Genomic DNA, 23,929 nt, shown 5'->3' with positions numbered 1-23,929 from the left:
GTGAGGCAACGCATTTGAAGCCACCTTCCCCCATTATTTGAGGGAAGGTATGCCCAATGCGAGGAGCCAATTAGGCTACCGCGCCATTATTACCACCACACTTCCGCCTGAACGCCCACGGTGAACTGATCGCTTTTACTATCCGCAAACTGGAATTGGCTGATTTCATTATCCAATGCCTTCAGATAGGTACCGTAGAAACGTATTTCAGGACGGGACGTCAGCATACTGGTGTCCACTTTAATGGTATGGAACAGCGTGGTTTTATAACCCGATTCATGATATTCCTCTCCACCGGCTTTATTCTTCTGATCAAACCATCCCAGCTCCACACCAGTCTGGTTGTTATTATCCCAGATATAAGCCGGGCGAATAACCGCGCGAACACTTTCAAAATCGGTATGTGCGCCGGTATCATAGCTGTATATATCACTCCCGCGGGAATATACCAGAGCATTAGCCATAATCACTTTAGGATGTAAATACATTTCCCCTTGTGAAATTAAACGATATGCCTTACCGTAACTGTGTTCGCCATAATAATCGTCATTATAACCATAGGACGGATTGGCATCGGAAATAAGCGCAAAACCGCTGGCGATAGAATTATCCGCCCCTTGCAGCGTGAATTCATTAAAGCCGCCGCCGGTAAAATTCTGCCGCAAAATAACGCCGGCGTGCCAGGCATCTTTCACACTGTAATAACTGCCGTCATTTTCATTATAGCGATTATCATCATTGCGGTTCGCCATCGCATATCTTCCGAAGACTTCCAGCGTAGCGTTGTCCCACAGAGGCAGCTCTTTATAGCGCAGGTCAATGGAATTGCTATTTACCTGCTGCGTATTGCCCGAGGTTTCATAATCCACCGCGTGGGCGTCCAGATCCTGACGGGTCAGCGACACATTCAGCTTGCCGGGGCCGACCTGCCAGTTTTCAATACCGACGCCCGCGCCGGCGTTGGTGCGGTGACTCTTCCAGTCCAGCATCTGAATTTCATAGACCGGCATATTGTGTTTGCCCACCCAGAAATCCGCCTCCGGCGCAAAAGGAAGGAATCCTTTGGTGGTCAAATAGATATCTGAAAATGTGAGTAAGTTTTCCGAATCCTTGTCAAACCAGCCCCCGCTGTACTGCAAACCGACATTACCATCCAGCATGACCACCGCTTTGGCTACCTTGCCGTCCTGGTCGTACACTTTCTGCGCCAGTTCCAGATCGAACCAGGCGCCGTTTTCGTTACCGAAACGCCCCACGGAACCGATAGCATAGGATTTCGGCGCGCCGCGCGAGCCGGTGGCCCATCCTGACCGGAAGTATCCGCTATAGCTGAAACCGATATCATCCTTGATGAATTTGCTAAGTTCATGCAGCGTCAGTGATTTCTGCTCTGTGGCGGCGGCCGTTTGCTGCGTGCCTGCCTGCTGGGGCGCTGCCACTTCAGTTACAATACGCTCCTGGCCGGTTGGTTTCTCAATATTGCCGGTGACCACCTCCTGTTTGTGTTCAACGATCGCTTTATATTCACGTAATTCTTTTTTCGTTGATTGTAATTCTTGTTTATTTTCCGCTAATTCCTTTTCCAGCAACGCCAGCCTTTCTTCTATCGTTAACGCCGCCGCCATCGCACTATTAGATAAAATAGCTGATGATATTAATAATACAATGAGTTTCAGAGAGTAGTGTTTTTTACGCATAATATTTTCCAGATAGGATACATGGTTAAAATAAAAACAAAGGAATACCCGATACTATTGTCAGTATCTGTTCGTGATTTTTAATAAAAATATGATGAGCGTTAGCTGCACTTATGTCATATCAGTATTTTTCTATTTCCTAAATTGGTTACGAATTTCGCCAGTGCGTTCTGCAACGACCATATTTTGATGCACAAAGCAACCACGGCGGCTCTTATCAGTCATTCCCGTCTATTCTAATTCTTGTCTATTCATATCAATATCCGATCAGCGGCAATAAAACCATAAACCGGCGGCCGGCACGGTAAGCGATCGGGCCTGCCGACGATTCAGGTACGTTAAACCTATTTCAGCGTTTCACCATTGCTGTTAATCACATCGCGATACCAGTAAAAACTTTTCTTTCTTTTCCGCTCAAGCGTGCCATTTCCCTGATCGTCACGATCGACATAAATAAAACCGTAACGCTTCGACATTTCCGCTTTCGATGCGCTGACCAGGTCGATCGGTCCCCAACTGGTATACCCCAGCACCTCGACGCCGTCTTTCAGCGCCTCGCCAACCTGGACCAGATGATCGTTAAGGTACTGAATGCGGTAGTCATCATTGATACTGCCGTCGCTTTCAACCCGGTCTTTGGCGCCTAACCCGTTCTCCACGATAAACAGCGGTTTCTGATAGCGATCGGACAGCACATTCAGCAGGATGCGCAGCCCTTCAGGATCGATCTGCCAGCCCCATTCCGAGCTTTCCAGATGAGGATTGGGCACCATATTCAGAATATTACCGCGTGTCTTTTGGTTTAATTCTTTATCCGCAGTGACACAACCGCTCATGTAATAACTGAAGGAAATGAAATCGACGGTTTCCTTCAGCGCCGCGCTATCGTCATCCGTTATCTGTAGCTCGATAGCGTTCTGTTTAAAGAAACGTTTCATATATGCAGGGTAGCTGCCACGCGCCTGAACATCGCCGAAAAACATCCATTCGCGATTCTGCTGCAAGGTTTCCAGCACATCAGCCGGCTTACAGGTCAGCGGGTAAAGCAGAGCGCCCAGCAGCATGTTGCCGATTTTTGCATCGGGAATAATTTCATGGCAGGCTTTTACCGCTTTCGCGCTGGCCACCAGTTGATGATGGATCGCCTGATAAATGGCCGCCTTATCGCTGTCTTCCGGCAGACCAACGCCGGTGAACGGCGCGTGCAGCGACATATTAATTTCGTTAAATGTCAGCCAGTATTTAACCTTATGCTGAAAACGCTGAAATACCGTGCGCGCATAGCGTTCAAAGAATGCAATCACTTGACGATTGCCCCAGCCGCCATAGTTTTTCACCAGACCATAAGGCATTTCGTAATGTGACAACGTCACTAATGGCTGGATATGATGTTTGGTCATTTCGTCAAACAGGCGATCGTAGAATGCCAACCCTGCTTCGTTTGGCGTCTCTTCATCGCCCTGTGGAAAAATGCGAGTCCAGGCGATCGAGATACGCAGGCACTTAAATCCCATTTCGGCAAATAGCGCGATATCTTCCGGATAGCGGTGATAGAAATCGATCGCCACGTCCTTTATGCCGCTATCGCCTTCGGTTCTCTCCACTATCTCGCCAAAAACGCCATTCGGCTGTAAGTCGGATGTGGATATCCCCTTACCTTCCGTTAAGTAAGCGCCTTCCACCTGATTTGCTGCAATCGCGCCTCCCCACAAAAAACCTTCAGGAAAACGATGGCTCATCTTTACTCTCCTTTCCAAGTTGGGTGCTGAATGTTCATCAATCAGCGAATTAACGTTAACAAAGGCGCCTGTTCCGATACGTGATTTTCCGCGACGGACAACACATCAATATAATCATCGCTGTTGGTAATAATGACCGGCGTGGTCGTGTCATAGCCGGCGGCTTCAATGGCCTGATAATCAAATTCCACCAGTAAATCGCCCTGCGCCACCACGTCTCCGGTTTTCACATGGGTGGTGAAGTACTGACCGTTCAGTTTTACGGTATCAATCCCAATGTGAATCAATATTTCGGCGCCTTGATCGGACTCCAGGCCAATCGCATGATTGGTTTTAAACAACGAGGCGACAACGCCATTGACCGGTGAAACCACTCGCCCGCTCTGCGGCTTGATAGCGACGCCTTTTCCCATCAGTCCGCTGGCAAACGTCTGGTCGCCAACCTGTTCTAACGGATGGATCTCGCCATCGATCGGGCTGTTGATAGATTGCTGACGAACCAGAATCGTGTTCTCCGGTACGATCTCGATCGGCGGAGCATCTTCCAGTACCGGCCCTTTTTTTATCCCAAACAGATAACTGGCCAGCGCGGCGAATACGAAGGCGATTACAGCACCAATGATGCCTGCCCATACGGTGCTATCCATTCCGGTCGATGGGATGATTTGGGTAAAGGCGAAGATGCTGGGTAACCCGAAAGAGTACTGCGTCGTACCGAAATAGCCGGCGATTGCGCCGCCGAGCGCCCCACCGACGCAGCCGAAGATAAACGGACGGCGCAGCGGCAGATTGACGCCGTAGATGGCCGGTTCGGTGATACCGAAGATCCCCGCGGGAAACGCCGAGCCGGCAATACCTCTCAGCTTGGCGTCCCGAGTGCGCAGAGACACGCCCAGCGCGGCGCCCGCCTGTGACAACACCGCCGGGGTCAATACCGCGATTAAGGTGTCATGTCCCAGTGCGCTGAAGTTGTTGATCATCAGCGGTACGAACCCCCAGTGCAGCCCGAACACCACAAATATCTGCCACAGCCCTCCCATAAAACCGCCGGCAAGAGTCTGGTTGGCGCCGTAGATCAACTGATAGCCGTGCGCCAACTGATAGCTCAGCCAGGTGGTCACCGGGCCGATGGCTAAAAACGTCAACGGCACGGTAATTAGCAGACACAGAGCCGGTGTAAAGAAGTTTCGGATATTGGCGTGCAGTATCGCGTTAAGCGGTTTTTCCAGCCGGCAGGAGACCCACGCGGCGAAAATAATCGGAATTACCGATGAAGCGTAGTTGATAAAGGTAATGGGAATGCCGAGGAAATGCGGCTGTTGATAATCCGCCGCCGACATGGCATTAAATTCAGCAATCATTGTCGGATGCACCAGCGCGCCGCCAATCGCCATAGTCACAAAAGGATTGCCGCCAAATTTTTTACCGGCGGTATAACCTAATATTATTGGGAAGAAATAAAACAATGCATCGCTGGTGGAAAATAACAACTTATAGGTGCCGCTACTTTCTACCATCCAGCCGCAGGCCAGACTCAACGCCAAAAATCCTTTCAGGATCCCGGATGCGGCCATAACGCCCATCAGTGGCGTGAATATACCGGCAATAATATCGATGAGACGCGAGAAAATATTCTCTTTCTCACCGTCTTCCGGCGTATTTACCGCCCCTTCGCCAATACCGGAAACCTCGAGCAGATCCTGATAAACTTCGCTGACATGATTACCCACGACAACCTGAAACTGGCCTCCACTTTCAACCACCATAATAACGCCGGGGTTATTTTTAAGAGTAACCGCATCCGCTTTCTTGTTATTTTTTAATTTAAAACGCAACCGTGTCGCACAATGTATTACGCTATTTACATTATCGCGCCCACCCACACCTTCAAGTATCTCACTGGCTAATGTCTTATATTTCATTGCCTATCCTTAACACTGATAACTACACATATAAATCAGGACGTTATGCTCATCCAATGCTATTTTTGAGATAAAAAAAAACCCAAATCATTTTTCTCACCGTCAATAACCGGGGAACAAAATGATTTAGGTTTTGCCTGAAAACAAGTATCACTTGCTGACAGTTACAATCCTGTTTTTTTAATTAACTTTATTAAATCCTATTACCTAACCCGAAAGCATTGCAAGTAGTTTATGAAAAACAAATAAGAATTATGTGATGCAAAGCAAATTTATTTTCACTACCGTTAATTCACTTTTTCAGGCAACTCTCTGTCCTGACACGTTCAATATGAATAGTCAAAAACATCAATTCTTCTTTGGTCAAGGCATAACAATATTGCTGACAGATATGCGTCTGTATTTTTTCTGCGCAATGGTAGGACAACGGGTATTTTTCCCTGACCACATCGTGTAGCGATTCATCATCGCTGAAAACGGTGCTTTTCCCAATGAGCCGTTGCGCAAAGAATTTCAAATGAGTGACAAACCGATGATAGCTTAGCGCCTGCTCATCATAATCCAGATTTAACTGATATTTAACAATATTCAGTATCTCCTGCATGATCTTGGTAATCTGAATCACTTCTGGCATTTCACTATCAAGCTGGGCATTGACTAAATGTAACGCAATAAAACCGGCTTCATCTTCCGGCAAGCGAACGAACAGACGCTGCTCAATAATATCCAGCGCTTCCATACCAACCGCAAACTCTTTCGGATAAAGCCGCTTAATCTCCCACTGCAACACGTTACGAATATCCACCCCTTGCTTGTGACGCTCTATCGCAAAATGACAGTGATCGGTCAAAGAGATGTAGATGCTGTTTTGCAGTTTTCCCGGCAGACGCGCTTTCGCCAGCAGGATGATTTTATCCGCCGTTGTTATCACTTCCAGCGGGATTTCAGATAGCAGCTCTTGCAGCCGTGACGTCAACTCACCGCTTTTCATCACAAATACACGTTCAATCAACGACTCATCCAGCCGATCGCCAGTATGCTTTTTGAACCCCAATCCCCGGCCCATGACAACCGACTCATTATTGTTTTCGTCAATCACGGTCACGACGTTATTGTTGAGTATCTTGGCAATCTTCATTATTCAAGCCCTGGAAACAAAAAAACCAGACACTCGTTTACAAGAAACGAATATCTGGTTTTGCCTGCTTGTGCAGTAACAACCCATAATGTTGGATAAACTATCACTTGCTGTTATCTTCTCAACAGCAATGACGTAGAAACGTGATGCAGATCGATAGAAAAAACATTCTATTTACATCTTCTTGTTATTTATTTCATGAATAACAGGAAAAATCGTATCCCGGACAGCATGTTGCCACGGGCATTTCCTGTTTGGGTAGCGTTTTCCTGTGCAGTTGCGCAACAAAGGTAGGTAAAAATAACAAATCGTTCGGTTTTTTGCGTGAACACGACAAAATATTCACTTTGTTGCATTTTACCACCTTGTTTCTCATGGCTTAATAACTATAATACGAAACGTCGTTTCAATTGAATGGTTTCAGCTAACCAACGTGCCGCTATCAATAACACTACTATTATCAATGGCATCGCCTACTTTTTTCCCGCTAATGATACGCGACGATCGGTTACGCTTTTATCATCTGTTCGCGGTAATCATCTATACTTATCCCTTTAAGAACCGGTTTCATCCAGATTGTTCCCAAACGCATTTTTTCCGTAGGTTGTTTTCTCTTGCACCGCCGGATCCCACGTTTTTTTATCCATCACAACTTGTAGAACCTAACGTATGAAAAAGACAAAGATTGTTTGTACCATCGGGCCAAAAACAGAATCTGAAGAGATGCTGAACACCATGCTGACTGCCGGTATGAATGTTATGCGCCTGAACTTCTCCCACGGGGATTACGCCGAACACGGTCAACGCATCAAAAATCTGCGTTCTGTTATAGCGAAAACCGGTAAACAGGCCGCAATCCTGTTGGATACCAAAGGCCCTGAAATCCGTACCATGAAGCTGGAAAACGGCGCGGATGTGTCTCTGACCGCCGGCCAGACATTCACGTTCACCACCGATCAAAACGTCGTTGGTAACAAAGACCGTGTTGCGGTGACCTATGCCGGTTTCACCGAAGACCTGAGCGTCGGTAACACCGTGCTGGTTGATGATGGTCTGATCGGTATGCAAGTTACCGCGATCGGCGGCAATGAAGTGGTTTGTAAAGTCCTGAACAACGGCGATCTGGGGGAAAACAAAGGCGTTAACCTGCCAGGCGTTTCCATTCAGTTGCCCGCTCTGGCTGAAAAAGACAAACGCGATCTGATTTTTGGTTGTGAACAAGGCGTCGATTTTGTTGCGGCCTCCTTCATCCGCAAACGTTCCGACGTTGAAGAGATTCGGGCGCATCTGAAAGCGCACGGCGGCGAGCACATTCAGATCATTTCCAAAATCGAAAACCAGGAAGGTCTGAACAATTTCGACGAAATTCTGGAAGCCTCTGACGGCATCATGGTCGCCCGTGGCGATCTGGGCGTCGAAATTCCGGTTGAAGAAGTCATTTTCGCGCAGAAAATGATGATCGAAAAATGCAATTTGGCGCGCAAAGTCGTTATCACCGCGACGCAAATGCTGGATTCCATGATCAAAAACCCGCGCCCGACCCGTGCCGAAGCGGGCGACGTGGCTAACGCCATCATTGATGGCACCGACGCGGTCATGCTGTCTGGTGAAAGCGCGAAAGGGAAATATCCGCTGGAATCGGTGACGATTATGGCAACCATCTGCCAGCGTACCGATACCGTGATGAAATCGCGTCTGGATACCATCAAATCTCCGGGCAAACTGCGTATTACCGAAGCGGTGTGCCGTGGTGCAGTAGAAACCGCGGAGAAACTGGATGCGCCGTTGATCGTTGTAGCAACCAGCGGCGGCAAATCCGCGAAATCCATCCGGAAGTATTTCCCGAACGCACGAATTCTGGCGCTGACCACCAATGAAGTCACGGCTCGTCAGCTGTTGCTGAGCAAAGGCGTCGACACGCTGCTGGTCAAAGAAATCGCCTCTACGGATGATTTCTATCGCCTCGGTAAAGCCGCCGCGTTAAACAGCGGCTATGCGCAAGAAGGGGATGTTGTCGTGATGGTTTCAGGCGCACTGGTTTCCAGCGGCACCACCAACACGGCATCCGTACACCGCCTCTAAACCGGCCGGCTTACACATTTATTAAAAAAGCGCCTTGAATGGCGCTTTTTTATATTCTGTTGTTATCAAACACGCATTGGCAACCAAATTAACGCCTCTGGTTAACACATAATTCTAATTGCCAAAACCTCAGACTTGTCCGATAAAAATAATGCTGTTTTCCTTACTTTTTTAGTGATTCTGTAAAACTCGCTGCTTCTTTGAGCGAACGATCAAAATTAAGCATGTTCTCATCAAAAATTTATTCTCATTAGAAAAAAGTTTGTGTAATACTTGTAACGCTACATGGAGATTAACTCAATCTAGAGGGTATTAATAATGAATCGTACTAAACTGGTACTGGGCGCGGTAATTCTGGGTTCTACTCTGCTGGCAGGTTGCTCCAGCAATGCTAAAATTGACCAACTGTCTTCTGACGTTCAGACTCTGAACGCTAAAGTTGATCAACTGAGCAACGACGTGAACGCAATCCGCTCTGACGTACAGGCTGCTAAAGACGACGCAGCTCGTGCTAACCAGCGTCTGGACAACCAAGTTCGTACTTACAAGAAGTAATCGAACTGGTTAAGTAGTGAAAATGGCGCACATTGTGCGCCATTTTTTTTGCCTTCTTTTCAGGGGAGCGCGGTATTCCGCGTTCCCCTTTTTCGTCAGCAGGACGCCGCCGTCACAGCCTGCCCTTCCCCGCGCAGATGGACTGAACGCCCCGCCAGCGCGTTTGACTCATATTATTGAGCCGATGCACTGATTGCGGTAATAGGGGCCGCCTGATGCGTTTCAGCGTCATCTGCGGCGAATTGCACCGGCGCTTCCTCGTAAGTATTGATGTCTTGTCCCACGTTCACCAGAATCGGCATCCCTGAGCGACGTACGATAGCATCGGCGACGGCCCTGGAATCGGTATCAGCCGCATCAATAAATTTCTTGTTTTTGGCATTAATGTTGATCGGCATGGTTTGCGGATCATCTTTATCGGTTTTAGACAACGGCTGGTGAACTTCCACATAACGTTTACCGTCGGGCTCAACCGAGGTCTTGATGGCGTCGTTAACGATCTGTACGCGGGTTCCGACAGGCACGTCATCGAACAACGCCTTGATATCCTCGGGCCGCAAGCGGATACACCCTGAGCTGACGCGCATGCCGATACCGAAATTGGCATTGGTGCCATGCAGCAGGTAAACGCCGCCATGCGCCGCCAGACGCAGGGCATGCAATCCCATCGGATTATCCGGCCCGGCCGGTACCACGGCGGGCAGCGTGATCCCCTGTTCTTCAAGATAGTGTTTACGAATATTGGCTGTCGGCGTCCAGGTCGGGTTCTCTCGCTTCTCACGGATGGTGGTGGTCATCAGTGGCGTGTTACGCCCCAGTTGGCCGATCCCGATAGGATAAACAATCACGGTGTTCTTACCTTTGGGATAATAGTACAGACGCAGCTCTGCGAGGTTGACGACAATCCCTTCGCGCGGCGTATCAGGCAGCAACATTTGGGTAGGGATCGTCAGCGTGGAACCCGCTTTCGGCAGATAGGGATCGGTGCCCGGGTTCGCCTCCAACATCCCCAACAGCCCAATCTTGAAGTCAGCGGCAATGGCTTCCAGCGGACGCCCATCGTCCGGAACGGTATAAGAGATATTCTCACCGATAAGACGGCTATCAGGCGGTGGTAATGGATACTCCGTCGCACTGGCAACGCTACTGCCCGCCAGATATGTCGCCAAGACCATACCAAGTAAAGTAAATGCGCGTTTCATACTAAATTCCTACATCAAGGCCCAAGTGGTCGGTTAATCAACGATGCCTGGTCCTATTTCCTGCAACCAGTATCCTGTTATAGTAGCATTATCGAAATAAAATTATATTTTATTTAAAAATCAACGCATTGATATGCAATTCTTTACAAAAAGCCATCGTAGAATAAAATCCATATTCTGATAAATCTATGGACTCATTCTGAAATATCAGCGCGTAACGCCTTGATGAAAAGCAAAAAGCGCCAGACTTGATACGCTGGCGCTTTCTTACGAAATGAACCGATTCGGATAAAGTTATTTATCCCTGTTATTCTTCCCGCTGCCGGTACATTTTTGCTCCCGGATATTGAATTTATTGAATGTGCAGCGCGGCGCGCGCGCGAATCGCCCGCAGCATCGCTTCCAGCCCCTGCGAACGAGATGGCGTTAAATGTTGATTCAGCGCCAGCTCCTCAAAGAAAGGGCGAACATCCAGCTTAACGATATCTTGTGCGGTCAACCCTTGATAAAGACTAAACACCACGGCAATCAATCCCTTCACGATGGCGGCATCACTGTCGCCGTGCAGGGTTATCCGCCCCTGCTCGTCACGTTGCATCACAATCCAGACCTGACTCTGACAGCCGGAAATCAGATTTTCGGCCCGACGCCAGGCTTCCGGCAACGGTTCAAGCCGCGCTCCCAGCTCAATAATATAAAGATACTTCTCTTCCCAGTTATGACAGCGCGAAAAATTACGGACTAATTTCTGCGGTTCCGGCAGACTTGCCATTTTTTCCTCCCCAGGCAACGTGGCGCGAGGCTCAGTTGCCCAGCAATCGATGGATACGTTGCAACCCGGCGACCAGCCGGTCGATTTCTTCGCGAGTAGTATAAACGGCAAGCGAGGCGCGGCACATACTGGAAACGGCATAGTGTTCCATCAATGGCATCGCGCAGTGGTGGCCGGTGCGGATCGCAATTCCATACTGATCGAGGAAACTGCCCACATCGTAGGCATGGTGTTGCCCCAGATTGAACGCGATGACCCCATGCCGTTCTGCCGGGCCGTACAGCGTTAAATCCGGTACCTGAGCCAACGCTTCCAACGCATAGTGCATCAGGGAAGATTCATAGTGCGCAATGGCATCACGCCCCAACGCGGTTACATAGCTCAGCGCCGCGCCCAGCCCCATGATCCCGGCAGTATTGGGAGAACCGGCCTCAAAGCGCCACGGCACATCCGCATAGGTGGTTCCGGTATGCAGGCTCACCTGACGGATCATCGCGCCTCCGCCTTCCCACGGCGGCATTGACGCCAACAGCGCCCGTTTGCCATACAACACGCCGATACCGGAAGGGCCGTAAATCTTGTGTCCCGAAAAAACAAAGAAGTCACAATCCAGATCCCGTACATCGATCGGCTGATGCATTATCGACTGGGCGCCATCCACCAGAACGACCGCGCCTGCGGCTTTCGCCTGAGCAATGATCTCTTTGACCGGATTTAATGTGCCGAGGACGTTGGAGATGTGCGTTACCGCCAACAATCGGGTCCGTTCATCAAGCAATCCGGGCAGACGGGACAGATCCAGCGTTCCATCCGCTGCCAACGGAATAACGCGAACTTCCACACCTCGCGCTTCAGCCAGCATTTGCCAGGGAACAATATTGGCGTGATGTTCCATCTCCGTAATGATGAGATTATCGCCCGCTTGCAGGAACGTATGTCCGTAGCTGTTGGCGACCAGATTGATGGCTTCCGTGGTTCCCCGCACAAAGACGATCTCTTCTGCCGAGGCCGCATTGATAAAGGTCGCGACCTGCTCACGCACCGCTTCCATCGCCGTGGTTGCCTGCGCGCTCAACGTATGAATACCGCGATGTACAGCGGCATACTCATGCTGATAGAAGGCCGTTTCCCGCGCAATGACCGCCTGCGGCTTTTGCGCGCTCGCGGCGCTGTCCAGATAGGCCAATTGCTGTCCGTTGACTTCTCTCGTCAATAGTGGAAAGTCAGCACGAACTTGTTCGATGGGATAATTCATAACGCCGCCTTTTCTGACTCAGCCAATGCGTTAGGCAAACGCAGTGCGATGCGTTTCAATATCACACTTCGCAGCGACTCATCTTCAATCGCTTCCGTCAATTCCGCGGCAAAGGCAAAAATAATCATCTGTTGCGCGTCCTGCTGCGTGATACCGCGTGAACGCAGATAGAACAGCTGTTCTTCGTCCATGCGCCCTATCGTCGCGCCGTGGCTGCATTTAACATCATCCGCATAGATTTCGAGCTGCGGTTTGGTATCGACTTCAGCCAGTCGCCCCAACAGCAGATTGTTGTTCGTCATCCGTCCATCGGTTTTCAAGGCATGAGGCGCCACTTTGATCATACCGTTGAACACCGCCTTAGCGCGGTCGTTAACGATGGTTTTATGCAACTGACGGCTTTCACCGAATCCCTGATTATGTTCCAGATAAGTCCGGGTATCGCACACCTCGCTGCCGATAGGCAGAATAAGGCTGTTGATGACCAAATTGGTTCCTTCGCCATTCAGTTGCGCGCTGGTGTTATTACGGGTCAGACCCGCGCCCAGCAGGAAACTATGGCTACGAACCTGCGCGTCCCGCGACAGTACCAGATCGTTATGCGAAAAGTGGTAGCTGGCAGCGGCTTCGAAAGCCAGTTTATAGTGGCTGACGCGGCTGTTTTCTCCCGCACTGACCGTCAGGCGGGCGCCAGTAAAGTGCGCGTACTGGTCCAGACTGACGTAATGCTCAATGATCTGCGCGCTGGCGCCGCGTTCAACCTGCAAGTGATGGCGATGATGGACGGTATTCAACGCCGCGCCCTGACTGCTGCTGATATGCAGCAAGTACAAGGGTTTTTCAGCCTGTTGATTAGCGGCCAGACGAATCAAGGTGCTTTGCGCGGCCAGACTTTCCGTCAGATGCAGGAACACTTCCGGCTGGACTGCCGGAGGAAATTCACCGTGCGCACGGGCAACCTTGATATCCACCTGATAAGGTCCCCACTGCGTGTCGCTGAGCGACTCATTGAATACGCCATCAATAAAGACCAGACGCCAGGCATCAATGGGCAACGCCAGCGCATCCAGCGTATCCTGCGCGACGGACGATACCTGCGGCGCAACGAATTCGTGCGCCAACAGTCCGTCCAGCGGGGTATATTTCCAATGCTCGTGCTTACGGTGCGGCAATCCCAGACGCAGCACTTCCTGCCAATGTTGGTACGCATCCGATGAACGCTGAGTATTCGCGCGGTCAAACAGGCTGTGCCACTGTTGCAGGGCTTTTGCCTGCTTTTGCTCGATGCCTGCTTTGGCGCTCGTTTTATTGTTGGTCGGTAAGCCAGCCATAGCCTTGCTCCTCCAACTGTTTCACCAGAGAGAAATCGCCAGATTTCACAATACGGCCCTGAGAAAGAACGTGTACATGGTCTGGTTTGATGTAATCAAGAATACGCTGGTAGTGCGTAACGATAATAAAAGAACGCTGTTCGTTACGCAGGGCATTCACCCCGTTGGCGACAATTTTCAACGCATCGATGTCCAGACCGGAGTCGGTTTCATCAAGAATGCACAAATCCGGCTCAAGCGCCGCCATTTGCAGAATATCATTCCGCTTTTTCTCGCCGCCGGAAAAGCCGACGTTGACGGAACGGGTCAGCAAATCTTCCGGCATTTTCAACAGCTTGATTTTATCTTCGATAAAATCGGCAAAATCAAAGCGATCCAGCGGTTCCTGTTCACGGTATTTGCGCACGGCATTCACGGCCGTTTGCAAGAAGAACTGATTACTGACGCCGGGGATCTCCACCGGATACTGAAATGCCATAAAGATGCCCTCACCCGCGCGGTCTTCAGGATCCAGTTCCAGTAAATCCTTGCCTTTGAAGCTGACGGCGCCGTCGGTGACTTCATATTCTTCACGTCCGGCCAGCGTAGCGGAGAGCGTACTTTTCCCTGAGCCATTCGGCCCCATGATCGCGTGGACTTCTCCCGGCTTAACCGTGAGATTCAGCCCCTTAATAATCTCTTTGCCTTCTACGCTGACTTTTAAATTTTCAATGCTTAACATGCTCTATCCTTCCAGGCGTCGGATATCTTGCGACGCTCATCATTTTTGTAACCGATGATTTTCTATCAATAAAAATCCCGGTAATCGCGAATCAACCTACGCTGTGCTCCAGACTAATCGCCAGTAACTTCTGCGCCTCTACCGCAAATTCCAGCGGTAGTTCAGAGAAGACATCTTTACAGAATCCGTTAACGATCATGGAGATCGCATCATCTTCACTGATGCCGCGTTGCAGGCAGTAGAACAGCTGATCGTCGCCAATCTTCGAGGTTGTCGCCTCATGTTCCAGTTGCGCCGTGTTATTGCGCGCTTCCACATACGGGAACGTGTGCGCGCCACAGTCGCTACCAATCAACATCGAGTCACACTGCGTAAAGTTACGCGCGTTGGTGGCGCTCGGCATGATCTTCACCAGACCGCGATAGGTGTTCTCACTGTGTCCGGCAGAAATCCCTTTGGAGATAATGGTTGAGCGGGTGTTTTTACCGATATGAATCATTTTGGTACCGGTATCGGCTTGTTGACGACCATTGGTCAGTGCAACAGAGAAGAATTCGCCGACCGAGTTGTCGCCGCGTAGCACGACGCTCGGGTATTTCCAGGTAATGGCCGAGCCGGTTTCCGATTGCGTCCAGGACATTTTAGAATATTCACCCGCGCACAGCGCGCGTTTAGTGACAAAGTTCAGAATGCCGCCTTCGGCGTCTTTGCCGGAGAACCAGTTCTGCACCGTAGAATATTTTACTTCCGCGTTTTTATTGATGATGACTTCAACTACCGCCGCATGCAGCTGATAGGTATCACGTACCGGCGCGGAACACCCCTCAATATAGCTGACGTAGCTATCATCATCCGCAATCAGGATCGTGCGTTCAAACTGGCCGGTTTTAGCCGCGTTAATGCGGAAATAGGTGGATAACTCCATCGGACAACGCACGCCTTTCGGTACATAGACAAACGTACCGTCAGACGCGACCGCCGCATTCAGCGCAGCAAAGAAGTTGTCATTCGAGGGCACGACCGTACCGAGATACTGGCGCACCAAATCAGGGTGCTCCTGAATGGCTTCGCTGAATGAACAGAAAATAATGCCCTGCTCCGCCAGCTCGTGCCGGTAGGTGGTGGCGACGGAGACGGAGTCAAAAATAGCGTCAACCGCCACCGATTTTCCTTCACGCACCGGGACGCCGAGCTGATTGAACGCATTCTCAACTTCACTGGTCAGGTAATTATTCACGTCCGCAATGCCGGATTGCTGGGTTGCGCCCGGCTGCGAGTCGCAATTGTCATCGCAATTGCCGCAGGACGGTGCGGAATAATAGCTATAGTCCTGATAGTCGAGCTTATCGTAATGCGCTTTCAGCCAATGCGGCTCTTCCATTTCCAACCACGCCCGGTAGGCATTCAGGCGGAATTCCAGCATCCATTCAGGTTCATTGCGTTTTGCTGAAATGGCCCGCACAACATCCTCATTGATGCCGCGCGCCAATTGATCGGTTGCCAGCTCGGTAAAAAAGCCTTCTTTATAGCGTCCATCACCCATCCAGATCTGGACATCATCAGGTACATCTACTGTGCTACGTGCCATAATTTGTCATCACTTAAATGCCGAAGCTCTCGCCGCATCCACAGGCATGCTGAGCGTTGGGATTATTAAACTTAAACACCTGATTCAGTCCCTCACGGACGAAATCGAGTTCGGTGCCATCAATAAAAGGCATCGCTTTTAGCGGCACATACAGCTTTGCGCCGTCGCGTTCGAACAGTAAGTCATCCGTTTCGGATTCACGAACCAGATCCAACACATAACCAAACCCAGCGCAGCCGGATTGTTTAACGCCAAGCCGTAAACCTTTCACCGCGGCATCCTGCTGTATCAAATGCTTGATGTGTCCCACGGCGCTATCTGTCAGTGTCAATCCTTTCCAGACGTTTTCATCCAGTGAAAAGGTCCCTACACTTTCCGTTTGCATAACGAATACCTCATGACGTGTCGTACCAGTTTCAGGCTGGTTTCCTCTAATGTTAGTGATAATGAAACTTGCTTCAACCTCTTGTTTCGCAGGGCTATTGGTAACATTTGTTTTTTGATGACGGCAACGAGGCTCTGCCATCATAGTTACAAGGCGAAAAAAACACCCCACACATAGGCTTAATACCATGATAAATAAGCATTAAATCTTCTTAACGCCCCTTCTTGCCGCGCAAGAAAATCATCAATTCATTATCATTAGTATAACATTCATAGCGAATGCCTATTTATAAAACAGGAAAAGTAAATGAAGATTTCATCTCACCGCTTGTACATTTTGAATGGAAAAGCACATTTTCCCCATTGATCCCGACTATTTTTATAAATATGATAATGATTATCATTTAATATTCAGGATTGATAACCATGCTTTCGATGAATGCCTGGCTACAGCATCAGATCGACGAATATAAATTTCAAATCCGGGATGCCACCGTCGATTTCTATATGGCTGAGGCGCGTCTGAATCGTCCAGAAAGCAATATTGATCATCTGCGGCGCTATCACAACGCCTGTATGGATATGGTCGATTTGTGTCTGCGGAATGGGGATGACGACAGCTATTTGCATGCATTGGTAAAATTGCATAACCGGCTGATTAAAGAGATAAATAACGAAAAGCGCTGCCACCTCTTCCGGGTACAGAGTTACTATTTCGCACGTAACACGCTCAAGTTGATTTGCCATCAGCTAAGCATGCAGGGTTCCTGGGATAAAGCAACGGCTTTCCAGACCGATTTCGTTAAGCGGGTGCCTTTCCTGCCCTGAAAGAGCGCCGGATTCGAGAATCCGGCGTTGCTGATGCTGTCGTAGTACGCACAAACGACGTCAGTCCGGCGTTATCGCTAAATAACCGCCGTAGTCAGACGCGAGGTACAGCACAGTCGGTTCTGGCTATCAAAAATATCTATCTGCCATACCTGATTGCGTCGTCCGATATGCAGCGCCCGGCACACGCCGCGCACTTCGCCATCGCGTACCGAACGCAGGTGATTGGCATTGATTTCCATCCCGACCACGGTCTGCGTCCCTTCGGTACAGAGATAACCGGCAACAGACCCCAGCGACTCAGCCAAAACGACAGACGCCCCGCCGTGCAATAACCCCAGTGGCTGCCGGGTACGGGGCTCGACGGGCATAACCGCTTCAAGATGATCGTCGGCAATCCGGGTATAGCGAATCCCCAGATAGTCTATCATGCATCCCTGGCTCTGCTCATTCAACTGCTCAAGGGTGACCTTTCGCTTCCACTGCATTAAATAATCTCCAGCAAGGCCTGTAATGGGTGGCGTAACCCGCTACCCTCCATCCGTTTGACCTGACTACGGCAGGAATATCCCGTCGTCAGACAGCGTTTCTGCGGCAATTTCTGCAATGCCTGCTGCCAGGATAGCGAATAAATTCCCTGAGAGTTCACCAGATTTTTGCTTTCATGACCATAGGTGCCCGCCATACCGCAGCAGCCTACGCTGACATTTTCCAGTTTCGCGCCAAAACGCGAGAAAATATCAGACCACTGTTGGGTACTGGCAGGCAACGCCGTCGTTTCCGTACAGTGACCAAACAGATACCAGGATTCCCCTGCCGCGGTCTGCGGCGCGCTGTCCGCCAACGCGGTGATCAACCATTCATGCACCAGTTTTACCTGGAAATCCCCGCGCCTATCACCCAGAATTTCACGATATTCATCGCGATAGCAGAGTACCAGCGCAGGATCGACGCCCACCATGGGTATACCAAGCTTTGCCGCCCGGTTAAGGAAATCTGACGTTTTAGCCGCGGTTTTCGCAAAGCGTTGCAGGAACCCTTTTATGTGCTGCGCTTTACCATTTGGCGAGAACGGCAGCAGCACTGGCTTCAATTTCAGTTTTTCCACCAGACGCACAAAATCGGCCACCACCTGCGCATCGTAGTAACTGGTGAACGGGTCCTGCACGATCAGCACATATTGCTGCCGTTCTGCATCAGACAAGGTCTCCAGTTGCTCCAGCGTGGTTCGTATCGCACCGTGGCCCGCAAATTGCTGACGCAGCGACGGTGAGGAAAGCAACGGCAAATCCACCATGCCAATCTGCCGACGGCTTAAGGTATTAACCCACGGCATTTTGAGAAAGAAATTGAATGTTTTGGGACTGCGCGCCATCAGGGGCGCATAACTTTCGACGCCGGCGACCAGATAATCGCGTACCGGGCGTAAATAGCGGGTGTGATACAGTTGCAGAAAACGGGAGCGGAAGCTGGGAACATCAATTTTAATCGGACACTGTGTCGAACAGGCTTTACAGGCCAGACAGCCTGACATGGCCTCTTTCACCTCGTGGGAGAAATCATAATCGCCCTGACGCGCCTGCAAGGTGTTCCGGGTTTTCTGAATTAATGTTCGCAGGCTGAGCCTCTGTTGAGGCAGCGTTTGCTCCAGCGCCAGCGGATCAACCCCCTGCTCGGCCAGCAATCGCAGCCATTCACGCACCAGCGTCGCCCGTCCTTTCGGCGAGTGAATACGGTTCCCCGTAATCTTCATGGAAGGACACATCGGGCTTCGGGCATCGAAATTGAAGCAGAGTCCGTTGCCGTTACACTCCATCGCGCCACGGAATGAGGTCCGCACCGCCAGCGGGATAGTCCGATCGTAAGTCCCGCGCTTGACCGCATCGACTTTCATCATCGGCGCATCAACATCCAGCGGAGCACAGATTTTTCCAGGATTGAGGCGATTATCAGGATCGAATGCAGACTTGATACGACGCAATTCAGCATACAATTCCGCGCCAAAAAATTCAGGGCTGTATTCAGCGCGGAATCCTTTACCGTGTTCCCCCCACAGCAAGCCGCCGTATTTGGCCGTCAGGGCGACAATTCGATCGGAAAGCTGCTTCATCAGCATTTCCTGCTGCGGATCGCACATATCCAGCGCCGGCCGGACATGCAGGACCCCGGCGTCTACATGGCCAAACATTCCGTAGGTCAGGTTATGACTATCCAGAAGCTGACGAAATTCTTCGATATAGTCGGCCAGATGCTGCGGCGGTACGCAGGTATCTTCGGCAAAGGGAATAGGCTTAGCCAGCCCTTTGCTGTTACCCAGCAACCCCACCGCCTTCTTGCGCATACCATAAATACGCTCAATACCCACTAAATCGTTACAGGTCTGATAGCCGATCACCCCGGCTTCCCGCGCGGCCAGCAATTCATCAAGGCGTTTACACAGCGTTTCCACCTGTCCGTTGATCAACGCTTCATCATCACCCGCAAATTCAACGATATTCAGCCCCAGCATCTCCTGATCCGGCACATCGGCGATCAGTTCACTGACGGAGTGCCAGACAATATCTTCACGCGCCAGATTCAACACTTTTGAATCGACGGTTTCGACCGACAGCGCTTTTGCCTCCACCATGAACGGCGCATTGCGCAACGCTGAGTTGAAGGAATCGTATTTGATATTGACCAGCCGCCGCACCTTCGGTATCGGTGTAATATCGAGTTTCGCTTCGGTAATAAATGCCAGCGTGCCTTCAGCCCCGGTCAGAATTCGCGTCAGGTCAAACGTTTTCAAATCATCACTGAAGACATGACGCAAATCGTACCCGGTCAGGAAGCGGTTCAGTTTAGGGAATTTATCGAGGATCAGCTGTCGCTGATCACGGCAGCGATGCAGCACCGTGTGGTAAATACGCCCGACGGGTGAGGCTTCCCCGGCCAGTTGCTCAGCCAGCGCCACCGGCATCGCCTGGGTATCCAGTATATCGCCGCCCAACAGCAGCGCACGCAGCCCCAGAACGTGATCGGAGGTTTTACCGTAAACCAGCGATCCCTGTCCCGATGCATCGGTATTAATCATGCCGCCCAGCGTGGCGCGGTTGCTGGTAGAAAGCTCCGGCGCGAAGAAATAGCCGAAGGGTTTGAGATATTGATTAAGCTGATCTTTGATCACGCCCGCTTCGACCCGGACCCACCCTTGTTCAGGGTTAATTTCCAGAATACGGTTCATGTAGCGCGACATATCCACCACTATGCCATGGTTCAACGCCTGACCATTCGTGCCAGTACCGCCACCGCGCGGGGTGAATGTCAGTCCGAGAAAACGCGTTTCGCCGGCCAAACGGGCCAGAATGGCCACATCAGCGGTAGAACGGGGGAAAACAACGGCATCAGGTAAGAGTTGATAGATACTGTTATCTGTCGCCATCGTCAGGCGATCGGCGTAATCTGTCGCCATATCGCCTGTAAATCCATTTTGTTTCAACGCTTCCAAAAAATTAAGCACCGACTGAACAAGTCCGGGTGACTGAGTGATCTGTGGGATCATTATTTTTTGACCCTGTCTGTACAAAAAGTGTTTGCCAATTATGTCATTAGTGTCTGCGGGGCGTCGACGTTCAATCTGCTAACCGAGCGTCACTCGGCAGACCTGTCGTGTTTTCTTACCCTTATCGCTCCCGGGATACGGGATGCGGCAACGGAACAAACGAGCAAAACGAGTGAAGGTCGCCAACGTGCCTGCAACTTGAAGGATGAAGGATATATCACATTTCAACGAAGTATGCGCAGCTTGATCGGTAAAAGCATACACCATGTTGGGTTTCCTCCGTTTCACCAACAAAATGTTCAACAGGCTGTCAAAAAGCCCGGAAATATCCCATGATAAATTGTCGTCGCTTTCATCGCCTTGCAAAAGCGGCGTCGGTTCCAGACATTACGTCTATTTATAGAGGTACTATTCATTGATAAGAAAATATCGACAACAGCATTTCGACGCGGCAAGGACATTATTTAGCCTGCTGTTTATCATCATTATGATCATTGCCTGCCTTTGGGTTGTACAGCCCTTTATTCTCGGGCTTGCCTGGGCTTGTATGGTGGTTATTGCAACCTGGCCGCTGTTAATTAAACTTCAGCATCTACTGTGGGGCCGACGTTCTCTGGCCGTTATCGCCATGACGTTACTGTTGATTCTGCTGTTCGTGTTGCCGATTGCCATACTGATCAGCAGCGCGATCGATAATAGTTCGGCATTAATAGCCTGGGGATCCAGTCAGGAAAATTTCTCACCGCCGAAACTGGAGTGGCTTACGTCCATTCCGCTGGTTGGCGACAAATTGTTCAGTAGCTGGCAAACCCTGTTGCAGAGCGGCGGCAGCGGCCTTTTTTCCAAAGTTCAGCCTTATGCCGGCAAAACCGCAACCTGGCTGGTGGCGCAGGCCGCGCACGTTGGCCGCTTTCTGATGCATTGCGCCCTGATGCTGGTATTCAGCGCGCTGCTTTACTACAAAGGAGAGTCCGTCGCCAAAGCGGTGCGCCACTTCGCTATCCGTCTCGGACAGGAACGAGGGGATACCGCGGTCATCCTGGCGGCGCAGTCCATCCGGGCCGTGGCGCTGGGCGTGGTGGTCACTGCTATTGTTCAGTCGCTGCTGGGCGGTTTCGGTCTGTTTATTTCCGGCATACCCTATACCACCTTGCTGACGGTATTGATGTTTCTGTTCTGTCTGGTGCAGTTGGGGCCGCTTCCCATATTGATCCCCGCGGTTATCTGGCTTTACTGGAGCGGGGATGCCACCTGGGGGACGGTACTGCTGGTTGTGAGTTGCGTAGTCGGTACCATTGATAACTTCATCCGTCCGATGTTAATTCGCTTAGGGGCCGACCTTCCGCTGCTGTTAATTCTGTGCGGCGTTATTGGCGGATTACTGGCCTTTGGCATGATTGGTTTGTTCATTGGTCCGGTCGTACTGGCTGTATCTTATCGACTCCTGTTTGCCTGGATGGATGAGATCCCCGCACCCGAAAATATCATTACCGCCGATCCTTCAATCGATCCTGACAAAAATTGATGATGATCGCGGGAATCCGCATCAACATGGGTGGTCAAACCACCCATGTCATGTCGAAGCTGATAAGTAAATAAATCTAATGTATTACACGCCAAATCAGGGATTATTCCTAATAAATTGATATTTTCTCCATTATCACTTCAATTTTACTCACTGTAGCCCACCGCGTATTGAGCAATCTTAAAAAATAATTAACCATTAGGATGATTCTTAATGACTAAATAGGGCATAATCCCTAGCATGAATATCGGAGCTAGTTTTTAACCTACTGTTTGTCAATGAGGTTTCCTCCTCGTCAGAGTTAGTAACGAATTGCTGTGTGTAGTCTTTGCCCATCCCCTGAGATGGGCTTTTTTTTATCCAGCGCACAGCCATCCATTTTCTTCTCCATGTCCGCAAAATGTACTTTTGATGACCGTTTCGTCGGACATTTTCCACCATAAATTGCGGTTAATCCTGTTTTTGTTAATCTGCTATTTGCATTTCAGCCGCTTTGCTTTATTGGTTATACCCTGAATAATTCGAGTTTCAGCGGCGTCGTTTTCCTGCACATTGAAATCTATTGGTTATCGCGCATGCTTCATTTCCGGGAGTTTTTTCATGACCAAGCTCGCCATTAAGGGATTAATTCTGGGCTGCCTGTTCAGCCTGCTTACCGCCTGTGATAATGCGACCCACACCCCGCCACGTCCTCTGCTGACCATTGAGGGTAAAACGATGGGCACCTTCTACAGTGTAAAAATCAGCGGAGAATCGACAGAAGATAAAGCGCAATTGCAGCAGGAAATTGATCGTCTGCTGGAGCAGGCCAATGATGAAATCTCTACCTACCGTGAGCATTCAACGCTGTCACGGTTCAATCAATATCGGGGCACCGACCCCCAGCCCATCAGCAACGGCATGGCGGATATTATTTTGGCTGCGCAACGGATCGGCAGAGCAACGGATGAAGCGATGAATATCACCGTTGGTCCGCTGGTAAATTTGTGGGGATTCGGTCCACAAAAGCAACCGGTGACCATCCCGTCTCAGCAGCAGATCGATCTGGCAAAGCAAAAAGTGGGATTGAACCACCTGAAGTTACTGAGTGACTCACGCGGGGAATGGATTCAAAAAGATCTGCCCGATTTATATGTTGATCTCTCCACGCTGGGTGAAGGCTACGGGGCGGATGTGCTGGCGCAATTAATGGCGCGCAAAGGTATTACCAACTACCTCGTTTCGGTGGGCGGCGCCATTTCCAGCCGCGGAGTGAATTCGGAAGGTAAACCGTGGCGAGTGGCCATCCAGAAGCCGACCGATCAGGAAAACGCCATGCAGGCAGCCGTAAACTTACAGGGCTACGCTATCAGTACTTCCGGCAGCTACCGTAATTACTTTGAGCAGGATGGCAAACGTTATTCCCATGTTATCGACCCTACTACGGGCCGACCCATTACGCATCAGTTGGTTTCCGTGACGGTTATCGCGCCGACGGCGCTGGAAGCTGACGGTTGGGATACCGGGTTGATGGTTCTGGGTACGGAGAAAGCGTTAAAACTGGCGGAACAACAAGGGCTGGCGGTTTATTTAATCACCAGAACAGATAAAGGCTTCAGCGCCGTCATGACGCCACAGTTCAAATCTTTTCTCATTACCCAGTAACAACG

The 23,929-nt window shown here is 50.3% G+C and carries 18 protein-coding genes and 1 other RNA gene; 6 read left to right on the top strand and 13 right to left on the bottom strand.

Going from position 1 to position 23,929, the window contains the following annotated elements:
* Positions 1-89: 89 nt before the first annotated feature.
* From DDT52_RS03225 to licT, 4 genes are all read right to left on the bottom strand, one after another.
* A complete protein-coding gene (locus DDT52_RS03225) occupies positions 90-1,697 on the bottom strand; it encodes a carbohydrate porin (RefSeq protein WP_136155078.1) in 1,608 nt (535 codons plus the stop codon).
* A gap of 344 nt (positions 1,698-2,041) precedes the next feature.
* Complete coding sequence (locus DDT52_RS03220; protein ID WP_136155077.1) at positions 2,042-3,436, bottom strand: glycoside hydrolase family 1 protein; 1,395 nt, start codon at positions 3,434-3,436, stop codon at positions 2,042-2,044.
* Positions 3,437-3,477: 41 nt separating this feature from the next.
* Positions 3,478-5,358 carry a PTS beta-glucoside transporter subunit IIABC gene (bglF, locus tag DDT52_RS03215; protein ID WP_136155076.1) on the bottom strand — a complete coding sequence of 627 codons (1,881 nt, stop codon included), beginning with the start codon at positions 5,356-5,358 and terminating at the stop codon, positions 3,478-3,480.
* Between the two features lie 292 nt (positions 5,359-5,650).
* Positions 5,651-6,496, bottom strand: coding sequence for a BglG family transcription antiterminator LicT (gene licT / locus DDT52_RS03210; RefSeq protein WP_136155075.1), 846 nt, complete (start codon positions 6,494-6,496; stop codon positions 5,651-5,653).
* Between the two features lie 669 nt (positions 6,497-7,165).
* Between licT and pykF the strand changes: the two genes are divergently transcribed.
* Positions 7,166-8,578 carry a pyruvate kinase PykF gene (gene pykF / locus DDT52_RS03205; protein ID WP_136155074.1) on the top strand — a complete coding sequence of 471 codons (1,413 nt, stop codon included), beginning with the start codon at positions 7,166-7,168 and terminating at the stop codon, positions 8,576-8,578.
* A 318-nt stretch (positions 8,579-8,896) separates the two neighbouring features.
* Positions 8,897-9,133, top strand: a complete 237-nt coding sequence (locus DDT52_RS03200; RefSeq protein ID WP_005970385.1) for a major outer membrane lipoprotein — start codon at positions 8,897-8,899, stop codon at positions 9,131-9,133.
* Between the two features lie 173 nt (positions 9,134-9,306).
* Here the strand turns inward: DDT52_RS03200 and DDT52_RS03195 are convergent, their stop codons facing one another.
* From DDT52_RS03195 to sufA, 7 genes are all read right to left on the bottom strand, one after another.
* The gene (locus DDT52_RS03195; protein ID WP_136155073.1) at positions 9,307-10,335 is read right to left on the bottom strand and encodes a L,D-transpeptidase family protein; all 1,029 of its coding nucleotides are present in this window, start codon (positions 10,333-10,335) and stop codon (positions 9,307-9,309) included.
* 352 nt (positions 10,336-10,687) lie between these two features.
* Positions 10,688-11,107 (bottom strand): cysteine desulfuration protein SufE, encoded by a 420-nt coding sequence (gene sufE / locus DDT52_RS03190; RefSeq protein ID WP_136155072.1) that lies wholly within the window; start codon positions 11,105-11,107, stop codon positions 10,688-10,690.
* 31 nt (positions 11,108-11,138) lie between these two features.
* Positions 11,139-12,362, bottom strand: a complete 1,224-nt coding sequence (sufS, locus tag DDT52_RS03185; RefSeq protein WP_136155071.1) for a cysteine desulfurase SufS — start codon at positions 12,360-12,362, stop codon at positions 11,139-11,141.
* On the bottom strand, positions 12,359-13,693 hold the full coding sequence (gene sufD / locus DDT52_RS03180) for a Fe-S cluster assembly protein SufD (protein WP_136155070.1): 1,335 nt from the start codon (positions 13,691-13,693) through the stop codon (positions 12,359-12,361). Before sufD ends, sufS begins: the two co-directional genes overlap by 4 nt.
* On the bottom strand, positions 13,668-14,414 hold the full coding sequence (gene sufC, locus DDT52_RS03175) for a Fe-S cluster assembly ATPase SufC (RefSeq protein ID WP_109053144.1): 747 nt from the start codon (positions 14,412-14,414) through the stop codon (positions 13,668-13,670). Before sufC ends, sufD begins: the two co-directional genes overlap by 26 nt.
* A 91-nt stretch (positions 14,415-14,505) precedes the next feature.
* Positions 14,506-16,002: a Fe-S cluster assembly protein SufB gene (gene sufB, locus DDT52_RS03170; protein WP_136155069.1), complete on the bottom strand. Its 1,497-nt coding sequence runs from the start codon at positions 16,000-16,002 to the stop codon at positions 14,506-14,508.
* Between the two features lie 13 nt (positions 16,003-16,015).
* Positions 16,016-16,387 (bottom strand): Fe-S cluster assembly scaffold SufA, encoded by a 372-nt coding sequence (sufA, locus tag DDT52_RS03165; protein WP_136155068.1) that lies wholly within the window; start codon positions 16,385-16,387, stop codon positions 16,016-16,018.
* 425 nt (positions 16,388-16,812) lie between these two features.
* Here sufA and DDT52_RS03160 point away from each other — a divergent pair, with 425 nt between their 5' ends.
* Positions 16,813-17,214 carry a hypothetical protein gene (locus DDT52_RS03160; protein ID WP_109053147.1) on the top strand — a complete coding sequence of 134 codons (402 nt, stop codon included), beginning with the start codon at positions 16,813-16,815 and terminating at the stop codon, positions 17,212-17,214.
* A 77-nt stretch (positions 17,215-17,291) separates the two neighbouring features.
* Here the strand turns inward: DDT52_RS03160 and DDT52_RS03155 are convergent, their stop codons facing one another.
* Both DDT52_RS03155 and ydiJ read right to left on the bottom strand, forming a co-directional pair.
* Entirely contained in the window at positions 17,292-17,702 is a 411-nt protein-coding gene (locus tag DDT52_RS03155; RefSeq protein ID WP_136155067.1) for a hotdog fold thioesterase, read from the bottom strand.
* The gene (gene ydiJ / locus DDT52_RS03150; protein WP_136155066.1) at positions 17,702-20,755 is read right to left on the bottom strand and encodes a D-2-hydroxyglutarate dehydrogenase YdiJ; all 3,054 of its coding nucleotides are present in this window, start codon (positions 20,753-20,755) and stop codon (positions 17,702-17,704) included. Before ydiJ ends, DDT52_RS03155 begins: the two co-directional genes overlap by 1 nt.
* A gap of 418 nt (positions 20,756-21,173) precedes the next feature.
* Between ydiJ and ydiK the strand changes: the two genes are divergently transcribed.
* From ydiK to apbE, 3 genes are all read left to right on the top strand, one after another.
* Positions 21,174-22,280, top strand: a complete 1,107-nt coding sequence (gene ydiK / locus DDT52_RS03145) for an AI-2E family transporter YdiK (protein ID WP_425591533.1) — start codon at positions 21,174-21,176, stop codon at positions 22,278-22,280.
* Positions 22,281-22,527: 247 nt separating this feature from the next.
* An RNA gene (gene rprA / locus DDT52_RS03140) (antisense sRNA RprA) lies at positions 22,528-22,640 on the top strand.
* Positions 22,641-22,880: 240 nt separating this feature from the next.
* Positions 22,881-23,924: an FAD:protein FMN transferase ApbE gene (gene apbE / locus DDT52_RS03135; RefSeq protein ID WP_136155064.1), complete on the top strand. Its 1,044-nt coding sequence runs from the start codon at positions 22,881-22,883 to the stop codon at positions 23,922-23,924.
* Positions 23,925-23,929 lie beyond the last annotated feature (5 nt).

This window comes from Brenneria roseae subsp. roseae, from assembly GCF_003115845.1.
Lineage (GTDB): Bacteria > Pseudomonadota > Gammaproteobacteria > Enterobacterales > Enterobacteriaceae > Brenneria > Brenneria roseae.
Note: the sequence above shows the minus strand (reverse complement) of the source record. Positions and strands in the feature narration are given on the sequence as shown.